This is a genomic window from Vibrio sp. 378 (assembly GCF_033339435.1).
Genome location: NZ_JAWOUO010000007.1, coordinates 139306 through 152955 on the forward strand (window position 1 = coordinate 139306; position 13650 = coordinate 152955).

A 13650-nucleotide genomic window follows, 5' to 3' on the forward strand; every position below is an offset into this window, starting at 1 on the left:
AGCCCGGTCATGAAACGTGTATTGATGTTCGACGCCATCCCAATGCAAGGTGGATCCAAAATCGCGAATGCAGAGCTCCTTAAGCAGTGCGATAAGCTGAACGTGATTGGTTATCTACTCACTACAAATCCAGAGCATTGGGCGTCACTGCTTAGTGATACACCGCGTGTGCAAGTTATAAAAATAAAACCATCACCATTTAACTCGACTCATGGACTGACCTACTGGTTGATGAACGCTTACTACTTTCTCCAACTTCTCTACGCGTGCATGAAGCTGCCAAAAATAGATAGCTTTTTGGGCCTATCTTGCCCAAGTAATGATATGCCTTTGTACTTACTACGATTAATTAGCAAAAAGCCTGTGGTACAGATGGTTCATGGCCCTATTGGACGATCGAGATCTGCTGGCTACTGCTTAGTAAAAGCATCGGCAATTTACTACTTGGCAAACACCCGCGAATCAATGGTAGAAGCATTACAGGCCTACCTCAAAACAGAGAAGCCAGCCACCGAACGCTATTGGTGTGGTTTGAATACATCTACGTTTGTTAATGGATTATCGAAAGATCGCTGGCCAAAACAAGCGAATCCGATTTCAAGCCGCGTTTTCTGGGCAGCTAGCTTACTAAAATGGAAGAACATCGATCTTTTGCTTGATGCTTTAACACTTGATGAGTCGAAAAAGATCAAATCCACCGTGTGTTACATCAAACCTAACGTGGCAGGTGTGGAATATTCAACACCGGACTTCAACACACAAGGTGTTGAATGGCATGAGTGCCCAAACAACTTAGATGAATTGCGTTCACAGTGTGGTGTGTTTGTTTCCACCAGTATCAACGAACCTTTTGGGTTATCTATTTTGGAGGCTCTCGCTGCAGGTATGTGTGTCGTCATTCCACATGATGATAGTTATTGGGACCGCGTGTTAACTCACGGCCGAAATTGTATTAAATACACGCCTAACAATGTGGCTTCGCTACACAACGCAATTCGCCTTTTGAATGAATCGCCGTGGATGAAAGTAACGATGGGTATCGAAGCACTCAATGTTTCTCAACTATACACAGCCGAACGTTGTTATTTGCCAATCGCCCAGCACCTTGCTGCCGAAATTGCTACCAACAATGATTGCACACTCAAGACACCGCGAGACATCAAAGGATATGATCATGTCTAAAGCAATGACCAACATGACGCTATTTGCTATCGCCTTAGTGATCAATAAAAGCATCAGCCTAATCATGCTGCCTGTATTGCCCCACTTTCTCTCACCAGAACAAATGGGCAAGCTTGAGCTTCTAACAACCTTTGGTGTTGTTACGACCTTGTTTGTCAGTTTCGCTTTGCATGAAGCGCTTTATCGATTCGTCGGCGTTGAAAAGGATCAAAATACGCGCACAAGCCTACTAAACCAGCTGTACTCACTTGCTTTACTCATCGCTGGCGTCGTCGCTCTTAGCTTGCTCACTATCATTTTAATCGCCCCCATTCCCGCGCCTTTTACGCGAGTCGAATTTGCTATTGTTATGTTTGCCATCGTTCTAGAAGGCAGTATTGCAATCGGCACTGCCTGGTTAAGAACACAAGACGACAAAGCAAGAACACTGCTTAACGTCATGGTCACTACCACCATTTTTCAGGTCATTTTTATCGTCGCGGCGCTGTCTGTTCATCCCCATGTTATTTCTGTTTTGTGGGGGGGCTTGTTGGCTGCTATTACTCAATTTGTTTGGCTGCACATCGTTAACCGTTACAATGTCACCCTTCCTAAGCTGACATTGGCAAAACAATACCTAAACTACTGCCTACCAATGATGATGGCCGGTTTAGTAGCATTTTGTCTCAATGGCGCTGAACGCTGGTTCATTGGTGCCAACACTTCTCTTGCGACGTTAGGGATTTACGCGATAGCGGTAAAATTTGCAGTGGGCATGTGTATTTTAGTGCAGCCGTTTGGCATGTGGTGGATGCCACGTCGATTTAACTACTTAGAAGGGCGCAAGAGCACTGAAGCAGTGCGCATCACACACTTAGGTATGATTTACATTACAGGTTTGAGTGTAGTGGTCGGCACATTAGCAATGGTGATGATCACCTACTTACTGCCAGAAACCTATCATGAGGCGGTACTATTCAGCTTATTCTTGCTACCTATCGCCATGTTAAAAGAATGGAGTGAGTTGATTAACATCTCCATTTTGTACAAGCGTCGTACTCGCTGGCTACTGGGTATAAATGTCGTCTCTGCGTGCGTTGCGATTGCTTTGCTGTTTGGCTTATCTTCTCTGGGTATTTATGGTGTGTTCATTGCGCTTTATTACGCACAACTGTGTAAGCTGGGCCTGACTTATGTAGTAGGCCAACAATGTATGACGTTGCCTTTTCACCTAAGTCTGATGGTTTTATTACAGATTATATCCGGTGTGGCACTGTTCCTGCTTCACTCTTCACAATCAATAGGAATCGCCATCGCAATTTGCATTTTGACATGCAGTTTGCTGGCAGGGATAGCCACTCGCTACATGAGTAAAGAGACGCTCAATGCTCTCACTCGATACATAGTGAAACGGCGTGGACAGGTGAAGAGATACTCGTTATGAATGAAACCAAGGTGAGAACAAAACAGTCCATCGCAGCACTGACGATCACTGTCGGTATCGGCCTGCTTTGGGTTGTTATGCCTCATCCCATTTTGATTGTTGCGTTGTGTTTCGCACCACTCGCGTTACTGTTTGTTCTCAATCAAACGTTTTGGCTTGTCACACTGTTCGTTATTTTTTCATTCTTTCGTATTCACGAAGCCTTTCCTGTTATCTATAACTTCAAGATCCCATTACTGTTATCATTGGGGGCACTCGCCGCACTCGCTTTTCACCTTCTTATAAGCCGCCAGATTACAGCTTTTTGGCACCCTTCATTAAAGTGGCTGTGTATATTTTGGGGTCTGGTGATCATCGGAATCATATTCGCTTCCAGTCGTGATATCGCAATAACGGTGTTCAAAAACACCTATTGGAAAATCATCATTATGACGTTGGCCATCACCTGGCTTATTACTAAACCTTCACAGCTCGCACAGATGTCAAAAGCAATTATTTTCGCCGGATTATTGATTGGCTTAGTGGCATTACAAAACGCTGCGAATGGCATTGATTTGGTTGAAGGGACGCGCGTGTCGATAGGACGATCCATAGGTTCAGTACTTGGCGATCCTAACGATTTGGCACTAGTGCTGATGTTTCCCCTTGCCTTTACCGTTAGTCAATTGATGGAGAAGCATTCCCCCAAGCATCTCAGGCTCTTTGCCCTTATCACCTGTTTGGTTTTGTTCTTTGCGATCATTGAGACGCAGAGCCGCGGGGGGTTACTAGGTTCACTGTCTGTATTTGCCTACTTTGCTTTTAAACACATCAAAAGCAAAACATTAGTCTTGGTATTAGGCGCTATCGCAGCGATCGTACTCTACGCATTCGCTGGTATTTCAGGACGAGAATCGGGGGGAGCCGCTGAGGATGGTATAGATGCCTCTGCGATGGGGCGACTTTATGCGTGGGAAGCGGCATTTAAAATGGCGCTGCATCATCCGTTGACTGGCGTAGGTCTAGATAACTTTTACTTTAATTACTATTTCTACAGCCCACACTGGGATGGTATCAACCACGCGGTCCATAGTACTTGGTTTGGCGTGTTAGCAGAAACGGGTTTTGTCGGACTCGCGGTGTTCATTACTTTAATTGTGTCATTGATCCGCACCTCTTTGCATTCCATCTCATTGTTGACACCAAAATCAGATTACACCCTCTCTGTTGGAGCAAACGCCGTGTTAAGTGGGCTTATCGGTACCATCGTATCAGGTACGTTTCTGACTCAAGGTTTCACTTGGCCAATTTACATTCTAGCGGCATTAACAGTTGTCGTTAGCCGAATTGTTCAAAGTGACTGTCAAAATGAGAAATCCTAGTTTCAAACATAAACAAAACCCATAACTCACTGTTTTAAAATGGCTAATTCCTTGGCACGCATTGTGATTACTCACTTAATTAGTAATCAAATAACCAAGACTCAAGGAGAGCCACATGACGGACATCGTAGTATTTGGAGAAGATTTTGGTGGGTTACCCTCTTCCACTCAGCATATTGTCAAGCGACTAGCAGCGAACCATCGAATCCTTTGGGTGAACTCCATTGGCCTTCGTCAACCTAAGCTGGATTCTAAAGACATACAGCGTGCGTTAAACAAACTCACTCGTGTATTTCATAACGTAGGCTCACACAAGCCAACATTGGACTCTGAAACAAACCCAAACATTCACATCATCAACTTGCTCACCATTCCTGCCCCTAATTCTGCATTAGCAAGAAAAGTGGCCGCTAAGATGATGAAACACCAACTCAACAAACAATTACAAGCTCTTGGTTTTGATAAGCCTGTATTTTGGACGTCGCTCCCGACTGCTGCCGATGTTTGTGCAGAAATGAACCCACGTGGACTGATTTACTATTGTGGCGATGACTTTAGCGCTTTAGCTGGTGTTGACCACGACACGGTAACAAAGCACGAACGTACTCTTGTTAATGCGGCCAACGTTATCTTTACGGCAAGCGATACGCTCTCCACCAAGTTTCCATCACATAAAACCGTCACTTTGCCTCACGGTGTCGACTTTAGTCTGTTTTCTGAGCCAGCACCTAAGGCTGAAGATTTTCCTAATAATGGTCGCAAAGTGCTGGGCTTTTATGGCAGTTTGTCTGAATGGTTAGACTACGACTTAATTGCCCAAGTCGCAGACCAAGCGCCTGACTGGGATCTCGTGTTCATCGGCCCTAACGAGTTCAGTGATAATCCACTTCCACAAAGATGCAACGTATACTACCTGGGCCCGAGAGCGCATCACACTCTGCCACGTTACTCCCAACACTGGGATGCCAGTTGGTTGCCCTTTGTTGATAACGCTCAAATCAAGGCATGTAATCCGCTTAAACTTCTTGAGTACTTGGCAACAGGAACCCCTGTTATCAGCACACCGTTTCCTGCATTAATGCCCTACAAACATATGCTTCATGTGGTTCAAGATGTCGAAGACGTGCGTGCCAGTCTCGATCACCTCCTACCGCCACCGACAGATTCAAAGTCATTTGTTCAACAGCAAAGCTGGGAAGCAAGAGCCAACCAAGTTGAGAAATTAGTGAGGACGCTATGAACGATTTGAGAGAGAACCTTAGTGTATTACTACATGGCGCTTGGCGACGTCGTTACATGATCGTTATACCAATGCTTGTCTTACCGGTGCTGGGTTTCATCGTAAGTAAGCTGGTTCCGACGACTTATGTTGCTCATACCAGCATGCTTATTCAAGAGACAGCGAAAATGAACCCGTTCCTTCAAGACCTTGCCGTCTCAACAATGCTTAAAGACCGATTGAGCGCACTCAGTACTCTGCTAAAAAGCCGACACGTTTTGTATTCTGTCGCAAAAGAACAATCGTTGATCAATGACGAGATGAGTGCAAAAGAGCAAGAGTTCATCATAAAAGATCTCGCGTCGCGCCTGTCTGTTCAGCCACTCGGTAAAGACTTCATTCAAATTCAATTGCAAAGTGGTAAATCAGAAGGAATGGAGTCGATGCTGCTGTCTGTCAGAGAGCATTTTGTCGAACAGCTTTTGGCTCCTGAGCGTTCTTCGATTAAAGATTCGAGCCATTTTTTGACTATCCACATCAACAAACGCAGGGAAGAACTAGACAAGGCAGAGCAAGCCTTTGCAGAATATAAAAATACTTACTCAGACGCGACGCCCGAAATGCAAGCTCAAAGCCTTACTCGCCTTGCTAGCCTCAAACAAACGCTAGCCGAAAAGGAGGCGGAGCTTGCTGGTGTTTCACGAAGTCTAGGCAGTTTGGATCAACAACTATCCAAAACGAACCCGGTTATCGGTAAACTGGAAGAGCAAATCATCGACATTCGTAGTGAACTTACCCTGCTTCGCGCTAAATACACAGAGGCGCATAGTTTAGTGCAAGGTAAGTTGCGAGAATTAAACCGGTTGGAGCAGGAACGCTCGGTACTCTTGAACTCTAAACAACCAGAACTAAACAGTGCTCAACTATGGGATATCGCGAGCAATACCACAGTAAACAGTCTTGGCGAAGCACAGCCTCTACTTGTCTCCCAACTACATCAATTACAAATGATGCGTGGACGTTTTGAAGCACTTACGGAAGAAACCAACAGCTTGCGAGACATGATCCAAGAATTAGAGCGAAATGCGCACCAATTTGGGAGCACAGCAACAGAAATCAACCGCTTAGCTCGTGACGTCGCAGTGAAGAGAGAAATGTATGATGAACTCGTCGAACGCTATGAGATGGCCCAACTAACGGGTTCTTTGGGAGAGTTTGAAGAGAATAAGCGCGTAAAAATCATTGATGAACCGTTCACGCCAACGATTCCAACTAACTTACCTAGTTTTGTGTTTGTCATTTTAGGATTTATTGGTGGCGCTGGTTTAGGCATTGGATTAGCGACGATACTTGAGTTAGCCGATAACTCTATCCGCTCTAAAAGAGCATTAGAAAAACACCTTGGTGTTCCTGTCATCACCACTTTACCTAACGTAGTGTACGGAAACTAACCGCCATAAGAACTCATTTACAAGCACTCAGTCGGCGAGTGCTTTTCTTTTACTACTGCCTTATACAGCCTCATAGCATGTCCACTAATATGAATCTCAAATTGAGAATAAACATAAAGCCTCACAAGCATCAATATTAACTTATTGTTTTTAAACGATTATTTTTTTGGCACGCAGTCTGCAATTCCTAAATAAACAACGAACTCAACGAGGGTTTGAAAATGGAATTCAGACAAAAACACAATAACACTAAGCACAGCAAAAAAGTGATATTACACGTCGTGCAACACTTAGCTCCTGGCGGTTTAGAAACGCTCGTACTAGAAATGCTTCGTTTTGCGCAGCCCAACCATTCCGTTTTTGTCGTGAGCTTAGAAGGAAGCAAAGAACATGCACTACAAGGCTGGCAAAAACTGTTGCCCTACCAAGGCCAACTACACTTTCTTAATAAAAGACCTGGATTCAGCGGGAAGACCATCGCTACGCTGACTTCAATGATAAAAAGAATGCGACCAGACGTGGTCCACACCCATCATATCGGCCCACTTCTGTATGGTGGTATTGCTGCACGTTTAGCGCACGTACCTGTAGTGATTCACACCGAGCACGACGCATGGCACCTTAATAACAAAAAATCAGCTCGACTACAGTCCCTTTTGCTAACGATGATTCGCCCGCAAGTAGTTGCCGATGCTAACTTTGTCGCCCATCAAATACAGACTAAGTTAAAGTATCGCAAAGTTTGTACTATCCATAACGGGATTGACTGTCAGAAATTTAAAAGCGGTGACCAAACGGCAACAAGACACTTGTTTGAACTTCCAACCGACAAAATCGTGATTGGCGTTGCCGGGCGTCTAGAAGCAGTTAAAGGCCATAAAGTACTTATCGAAGCATTCTCTCATCTTACGCCAAACACACACCTAGCCATTGCTGGAGATGGTTCTCAGCGAGCTCAATTGGAAGCACAAGTTAGAACGTTAAAACTTGAAGATCGAGTAACCTTTTTAGGCTTGGTCGACGATATGCCCAGCTTTTACCAAAGCCTAGACTTGTTTTGCTTACCATCACTTCAAGAGGGATTTCCTCTCTCAACCCTCGAGGCTCAAGCATGTGACATTCCTTGCGTCGCGACGGATGTTGGCGGCGTGAAAGAGACGCTCTGTCCGAACAACAGCACACTGGTTGAAGCAAATCGCGTGTTTTCGTTGGCCGAAGCGTTATCACAGCAACTGGAATCATCACACCATTCTCCTCGAACTTTTATTCTCAAACACTTTGATATCAGAGACATGGTGAGTCGCTACTCACGTTTGGCCAAGGAGGCTAGCTATGAATGATTTACTTTGGATTATAGGGTTTGGTTTATCCGCGTTTTTGATTGTCTATCATCACGTTGGGTATCCACTGCTCCTTAAGTGGCTTCCTTTAAAACAGCAAGACGAAACCAAAGCACCATTTGTAGAGCGAGCTTACAAAGCCTCCAAAACAGACAGCCAGCTACCCTCTATTACTGTCATCGTGCCCGCCTACAATGAAGAACAATGGATAGCAGAGAAGATCCGTAACCTTGCGAGCCTAGATTACCCAAGGGATAAGTTAAGAGTAGTGATCGCATGTGATGGCTGCACAGATAACACAGCCGAGATTGCTCAAGCGACAATTCAAGAAGCAATCTGCTCTGATACTCTGTTCATTATTAATGATCACCAAATCAATCGCGGTAAAGTTGCCCTACTCAACGAAGAAATGCGTCATGTTAGCTCGGACATTACCGCACTGAGTGACACGTCGGCATTGATTTCTTGCGATTCTCTGTTGCTAGCTAGTCAGCATTATCAAAATGAGAACGTTGGAGTGGTTAACGCAACATATCAAATAATGAGCACTAATAACCAAGGTGAAGCGGCGTATTGGCAATACCAGTCTCGAGTAAAGCACCAAGAATCCTTGTTAGGTTCAACGATTGGTTCCCACGGTGCGTTTTACACTTTCAGAACTCACTTATTTGAACCACTGGAAGTTAGCACCATTAATGACGACTTTATTCTCCCTATGAGAATCGTTTTGCGAGGCTATAGCGCTATTTACGAGCCAAACATGCTGGCTCTTGAGCTCGAACAAAGCTCAGACGACGCAGATTTCAAACGACGCCTAAGAATTTCAGCGGGTAACATGCAGCAGCTCATGCAATTAAAGAAATTACTGCTACCTCGTTATCGTGGCACTGCCTTTGCATTTCTATCGGGAAAGGTTCTGCGCTTAGCAACACCCTATTTGATGATTGTTTGCTTTATTTGCTCACTACTACTGGCACACAATCCGCTGTTTCAAGTAATGCTGTTCGCACAAGTTGGTATTTACAGCATCGCGCTTATTACTTACTTAATGCCAGCACTTAACACTATTAAACCTTTTAAGCTGATTAGCTACATCGTCATTGGTCATCTCGCCAACTTTATCGGCGGTATGAAGTATTTGCTCGGAATGGAAAATGGACGTTGGAAACGCGTCAACCAATAAGGAAAGCATCATGAAAAACTCACGCTACGATTCAAATGTATGCCACGCAAAAAGAACGTTTGATGTACTGGTTGCAATGCTTATTTTGGTCGTCACTGCACCACTATTCCCATTTATCGCGCTAGCGATCAAAACCACATCGAAAGGCCCTGTGATTTATCGCCAATTGCGAGTAGGACGCTGCACACCAGAAAAAATGGATCTTTTTCAAATCATGAAGTTTCGCACCATGTATATTGATGCAGAGCAACGCTCTGGCGCAGTATGGGCAACTGAAAATGATCCCCGCATCACGCCAGTAGGACGCTTTTTACGCAAAACGCGTTTAGATGAACTACCTCAACTGTTTAATGTGTTGAGAGGTGAAATGTCGATGATTGGGCCGCGCCCAGAACGCCCAGCTTTCTACCAGAAATTAGAAGATGAAATCCCCTATTTTGTAGAGCGCACATATGGCGTGTTACCGGGTATCACAGGCTTAGCTCAGGTTAACCAAGGCTATGATGCATGCATTGAAGATGTAAGACGCAAAGTTGGGTTTGACCACAGTTACGCACTAAGCTTAGGTTCGTTTTACTCTTGGATTTCAATGGACCTTTCAATCATGAGCAAAACATTCGTTGTGATCATTGACGGACGAGGTCAATAACTTCCGGTTCTGGTAACGGTCACTCTTGCCACTGGCGTCGCATCTTTTCTATCGTCGCTGGTGGCACATCATGAATGCTTTGATACGCTCCGTGGCACACTTTAATTTCCACCTCGATGCGCTTCTTCATGCAGTAGTCCATGTAACGCTTCATCTCCCAATGTCGAACAAACGTATTGCTCACAATCACGACTCTCCCTTTGTTCAGCCACTTTCTAGTTTGCTGAAAACACCACTCATGCGCTTGAGGTAATTGAACCGGTTCAAAGTGATAATCACCTTCATCATTTTCAAAATACATGTCAGCTTCAAAATGCTTAGCACCAAGCTCTATTGCCAGTTGTTTTGCTAAGGTTGTTTTACCTGAACCCGGAAGTCCACGAATAAGAATGAGTTTAGCCAGTGACATAATGCAGTTTAATGAGGTGGAAATAAGCCTAAACTGTAACGAAATTATTGGAAAAGAAAAGTAGAAATAAAAAATGCCGAGCACATAAGGCTCAGCATTTAAACTCAATCATGGATCGCGTTGTATTTATTTGTAAGCTGGCAGTTCAGTTCTTAACCCTTTCACCAAACTGACACACATCAACAGCAGAACAAAAGTAAACGGTAATCCTGTTGCAACAACGCCTGATTGCAATGCTTGCAGGGCTTCTTTACCACCAACCCAAAGCATTACGGCTGCAATTGCACCTTCAATACACGCCCAGAAAATGCGTTGCGGTACTGGTGCATCAATCTTACCACCGGCGGTAATACTATCGATAACCAGCGAGCCAGAGTCTGACGATGTAATAAAGAATACCAGAATCAGCACGATAGAAAGCATTGAAATCACTGAGCTATACGGAAGCGCATCGTAAACATGGAACAGAGTCAATGAAATATCAGTTAGGCCATTTGCACCTAGCTCACCAACTTTATTCACCACTTGGTCAAGCGCGATACCACCAAACACAGACATCCAAATCAAAGTAACAACTGTAGGAATAACGATGACTGCGAATAAGAATTCTCGAACCGTACGACCTTTAGACACACGCGCGATAAACATACCAACAAACGGTGACCAAGATACCCACCAAGCCCAGTAGAATACCGTCCAGCCGTGCATCCAAGTTTCATCTTCACGACCGTGAGGGTTACTCAATGGAATAATATTTTCAATGTAAGCCATTGTTGTGTCGCGTAGCGAGCTCCACGCCGTATCAAACGTGATGAAGGTAATGAAAATAAGCAGCGCAAACGCAACCACCATATTGACGTTACTCAGTAGCTTAACACCACCATCAATACCACGAATCACTGATAACACCGCGATAAAGGTAACGAAGGTGATCACAATCATTTGTGTACCAATGCCTCCTTCTAGACCAAAGACATGATTAATACCACTGGTCGCCTGCTGAGCACCCAGACCTAGCGACGTTGCAAGACCAAATAGCGTCGACAAAACGGCAAGGATATCAATAACGTGACCTAACCAGCCCCATGCACGGTCACCAAAAATTGGATAGAACGCCGCGCGCAATGAAAGTGGTAAACCTTTGTTAAAGGCAAAAAACGCTAATGCTAGTGCAACGAGTGCGTAAATACTCCAACCATGCACACCCCAGTGGAACATAGTGGCACCCATCGCGAGGGATTTTGCTTCTTCGGTGTATGGTACTGCGTTAAGTGGCATTCCCCACCAATCAGTGAAATACGCGGTCGGCTCAGCCACACTCCAGAACAGAAGACCAATACCCATACCCGCGGCGAAAAGCATCGACAACCAAGAAACGGTTGAGTGATCCGGCGTTGCTTCTTTGCCACCTAAGCGGATTTTACCTAGCGGAGAAAAAAGAAGAGCAACGGCGAACAATAAGAAGAAGTTTGTCGACCACATAAAAAACGCATCAAACTGTTCGATAATTCCGTTTTTTAGACCGTTTAATACGTCACGAGCAGTGGTTGGCTCAACAAGAAGAAGTGAAATCAGACAGAAAACAACGAGCCCCGCACTAATGCCAAAAACCGGGTTATGTATATCGAATCCCCACTTTTGAACGTTATCCTGTCCAACCTGATAATCGGTTGTATCAATACTATATTTTTTAAATGCATTATCCATAAATACAAATTTAACGTGAATTTGAAACGCCCCTCAGGTGAGAAGAACTCCAATACCGCCCTCCATTAATTTGAACTCTAAAGTTTTAAAACGGGACAAATTTTAGCAGCAATCACATATTTTTGCAAAAAGTCGTGATTTATTGCATTTTAAGCTCAATTCGAGACAGATGAAGGGGAAATAATATCAACACAAAAATTATGAGGTCTAACGATTGATTTTGTCGTAGGTTGTAGACTAGAAAAGACACAAGAAAGACTTAAGTTCATAGCCAGTCACAGCGCAAATAGAGAAGACCTGCGCTGATTTGGTTTCACAATTAACGACGAAACCAAATCAGCAAACCTTTCATCCAGCGAGCGTTATAAGAAATGGAAGGTGATGTTACCTGTTACGCTGCTAACGGTATCGCTATCGCCTTCAATATCCACGCCAAACGCTTGATAACTCGCGCCCACAGACACATTGTCAAGCAAGAAGTATTCGGCACCAACACCATACATGTAAGAGACGCCATCATCTTTGTCTAAGTTTCTCAGTCCGCCGTCATAATCAACGTTGAATGCATTGATGCCGCCTTTTGCGTAAACGTGTAACGGGCCGAAGTCGATACTAGGTTTCGCCGCTAAATAGAATGAATCAAAATCAGCACTACCCCTGCTGCCACTCAAAGATAAATCCACTTTGCCGTGGTTAAAGTAGCCTGCTTCAATGCCAATGAATGGCAAAATACCAGTACCGACATGAATACCGTAGGTTGTATCATTTTCGCTGTCGATATCGGACTGACCAATTTGGCCACCAGCGTAAATCCAAGAGTCAGCCATTGCTGACGTTGAGCACAACGTTAGAGCGAATAACGAGAGTGTTTTTTTCATACTATCCCTTCCTGATCGATTCCTAAGCGAAACATTACGCAAATATGCGCATTTAATCGCCACTATATATTGGAAAGCATAGGCATTTTAAGACTCTAAAAGTGAATAATTTATGTTCAACTTTTGTTTTGTGACTTCCAGACAAAAAAACACCGACATAAAGCCGGTGTGTTTCATATGGTGTTAGAAAGCTTGACGCTTATAGGAAATGTAGTGTTGCGTTAACAGAGAACGTGCTGATATCGTCTTTACCAGCAGTGTAGTTCATGTAGCTAGCACCAACAGACATTGGGCCAAAAATGAAGTACTCAGCACCCACACCGTACATTAGGTCCAAATCGTCATCGTCTTTGCCGCCTTTCACTTTTTTGTCCCACTGATGGAAACCACCTTTTGCGTACACGTGTAGCGGACCGAAGTCGATACTTGGCTTAAGTGCTGCGTAGTAAGAAGTTAGCTTAGTGTCTTGACCATTTACGTTGAACTCACCGTGTTGTGTTACACCAGCTTCAACACCAATGATAGGTAGAATGCCTGTACCAACGTGAACAGAGTATGATGTGTCCGTCTCACCTTTGTAGTCAGACTGACCTACTGTTGCACCACCGTAAATCCAAGAATCCGCCATTGCCGCAGAAGATGCGCCAAGAAGCGCCACTGCTAATAGAGTTTTTTTCATCATCTACCTTTACTCTTTATTATTCCCACGTCTGCATAACTCAGTCGTTGGTACTACAAATAAAGGGAGGCGAACTATTGCCTCCCAGAACTAAAAAATAATGCTTATTGAGTTACTAGCAATTAGTGTACCAGCAACTTCTTAAGCGATAATTACAAATCTGACACTA

General features: G+C 44.2%; 12 protein-coding genes. 8 read left to right on the forward strand and 4 right to left on the reverse strand.

The features are described from left to right. Nucleotides 1–9: 9 nt before the first annotated feature. The 8 genes from R7Q48_RS14685 (at nucleotide 10) to R7Q48_RS14720 (ending at nucleotide 9808) form a co-directional block, all read left to right on the forward strand. Nucleotides 10–1182 carry a glycosyltransferase gene (locus R7Q48_RS14685; protein WP_017634933.1) on the forward strand — a complete coding sequence of 391 codons (1173 nt, stop codon included), beginning with the start codon at nucleotides 10–12 and terminating at the stop codon, nucleotides 1180–1182. After that, the gene (locus R7Q48_RS14690) at nucleotides 1175–2605 is read left to right on the forward strand and encodes a lipopolysaccharide biosynthesis protein (RefSeq protein ID WP_017820656.1); all 1431 of its coding nucleotides are present in this window, start codon (nucleotides 1175–1177) and stop codon (nucleotides 2603–2605) included. Before R7Q48_RS14685 ends, R7Q48_RS14690 begins: the two co-directional genes overlap by 8 nt. Further along, on the forward strand, nucleotides 2602–3966 hold the full coding sequence (locus R7Q48_RS14695) for an O-antigen ligase family protein (protein ID WP_162497020.1): 1365 nt from the start codon (nucleotides 2602–2604) through the stop codon (nucleotides 3964–3966). Before R7Q48_RS14690 ends, R7Q48_RS14695 begins: the two co-directional genes overlap by 4 nt. Nucleotides 3967–4081: 115 nt before the next feature. After that, nucleotides 4082–5206, forward strand: coding sequence for a glycosyltransferase (locus tag R7Q48_RS14700; RefSeq protein ID WP_318132342.1), 1125 nt, complete (start codon nucleotides 4082–4084; stop codon nucleotides 5204–5206). Beyond that, nucleotides 5203–6636, forward strand: coding sequence for a GumC family protein (locus R7Q48_RS14705; RefSeq protein ID WP_005377649.1), 1434 nt, complete (start codon nucleotides 5203–5205; stop codon nucleotides 6634–6636). Before R7Q48_RS14700 ends, R7Q48_RS14705 begins: the two co-directional genes overlap by 4 nt. Before the next feature lie 221 nt (nucleotides 6637–6857). Further along, complete coding sequence (locus R7Q48_RS14710) at nucleotides 6858–7976, forward strand: glycosyltransferase (RefSeq protein WP_213964295.1); 1119 nt, start codon at nucleotides 6858–6860, stop codon at nucleotides 7974–7976. Next, entirely contained in the window at nucleotides 7969–9159 is a 1191-nt protein-coding gene (locus R7Q48_RS14715; protein ID WP_005377652.1) for a glycosyltransferase family 2 protein, read from the forward strand. The genes R7Q48_RS14710 and R7Q48_RS14715 overlap by 8 nt, the downstream gene beginning before the upstream one ends. A gap of 10 nt (nucleotides 9160–9169) precedes the next feature. Beyond that, nucleotides 9170–9808: a sugar transferase gene (locus R7Q48_RS14720; protein WP_318132343.1), complete on the forward strand. Its 639-nt coding sequence runs from the start codon at nucleotides 9170–9172 to the stop codon at nucleotides 9806–9808. Nucleotides 9809–9827: 19 nt separating this feature from the next. Here R7Q48_RS14720 and R7Q48_RS14725 read toward each other — a convergent pair whose 3' ends face one another. The 4 genes from R7Q48_RS14725 to R7Q48_RS14740 form a co-directional block, all read right to left on the reverse strand. Further along, entirely contained in the window at nucleotides 9828–10217 is a 390-nt protein-coding gene (locus tag R7Q48_RS14725) for an ATP-binding protein (RefSeq protein ID WP_005377656.1), read from the reverse strand. Nucleotides 10218–10343: 126 nt separating this feature from the next. Then, nucleotides 10344–11924, reverse strand: coding sequence for a BCCT family transporter (locus tag R7Q48_RS14730; protein WP_005377659.1), 1581 nt, complete (start codon nucleotides 11922–11924; stop codon nucleotides 10344–10346). Between the two features lie 362 nt (nucleotides 11925–12286). Further along, nucleotides 12287–12802 carry an outer membrane beta-barrel protein gene (locus R7Q48_RS14735; RefSeq protein ID WP_005377661.1) on the reverse strand — a complete coding sequence of 172 codons (516 nt, stop codon included), beginning with the start codon at nucleotides 12800–12802 and terminating at the stop codon, nucleotides 12287–12289. 199 nt (nucleotides 12803–13001) lie between these two features. After that, nucleotides 13002–13481 carry an outer membrane beta-barrel protein gene (locus tag R7Q48_RS14740; protein ID WP_021033871.1) on the reverse strand — a complete coding sequence of 160 codons (480 nt, stop codon included), beginning with the start codon at nucleotides 13479–13481 and terminating at the stop codon, nucleotides 13002–13004. Nucleotides 13482–13650: the final 169 nt, after the last annotated feature.

What these genes read in the sequence shown, in the direction of transcription:
- R7Q48_RS14690 (WP_017820656.1), top strand. Translation starts at nt 1,175, where the DNA reads ATGTCTAAAGCAATGACCAACATGACGCTATTTGCTATCGCCTTAGTG.
- R7Q48_RS14740 (WP_021033871.1), bottom strand. Translation starts at nt 13,481, where the DNA reads ATGAAAAAAACTCTATTAGCAGTGGCGCTTCTTGGCGCATCTTCTGCG.
- R7Q48_RS14735 (WP_005377661.1), bottom strand. Translation starts at nt 12,802, where the DNA reads ATGAAAAAAACACTCTCGTTATTCGCTCTAACGTTGTGCTCAACGTCA.
- R7Q48_RS14715 (WP_005377652.1), top strand. Translation starts at nt 7,969, where the DNA reads ATGAATGATTTACTTTGGATTATAGGGTTTGGTTTATCCGCGTTTTTG.
- R7Q48_RS14685 (WP_017634933.1), top strand. Translation starts at nt 10, where the DNA reads ATGAAACGTGTATTGATGTTCGACGCCATCCCAATGCAAGGTGGATCC.
- R7Q48_RS14695 (WP_162497020.1), top strand. Translation starts at nt 2,602, where the DNA reads ATGAATGAAACCAAGGTGAGAACAAAACAGTCCATCGCAGCACTGACG.
- R7Q48_RS14725 (WP_005377656.1), bottom strand. Translation starts at nt 10,217, where the DNA reads ATGTCACTGGCTAAACTCATTCTTATTCGTGGACTTCCGGGTTCAGGT.
- R7Q48_RS14720 (WP_318132343.1), top strand. Translation starts at nt 9,170, where the DNA reads ATGAAAAACTCACGCTACGATTCAAATGTATGCCACGCAAAAAGAACG.
- R7Q48_RS14700 (WP_318132342.1), top strand. Translation starts at nt 4,082, where the DNA reads ATGACGGACATCGTAGTATTTGGAGAAGATTTTGGTGGGTTACCCTCT.
- R7Q48_RS14705 (WP_005377649.1), top strand. Translation starts at nt 5,203, where the DNA reads ATGAACGATTTGAGAGAGAACCTTAGTGTATTACTACATGGCGCTTGG.
- R7Q48_RS14730 (WP_005377659.1), bottom strand. Translation starts at nt 11,924, where the DNA reads ATGGATAATGCATTTAAAAAATATAGTATTGATACAACCGATTATCAG.
- R7Q48_RS14710 (WP_213964295.1), top strand. Translation starts at nt 6,858, where the DNA reads ATGGAATTCAGACAAAAACACAATAACACTAAGCACAGCAAAAAAGTG.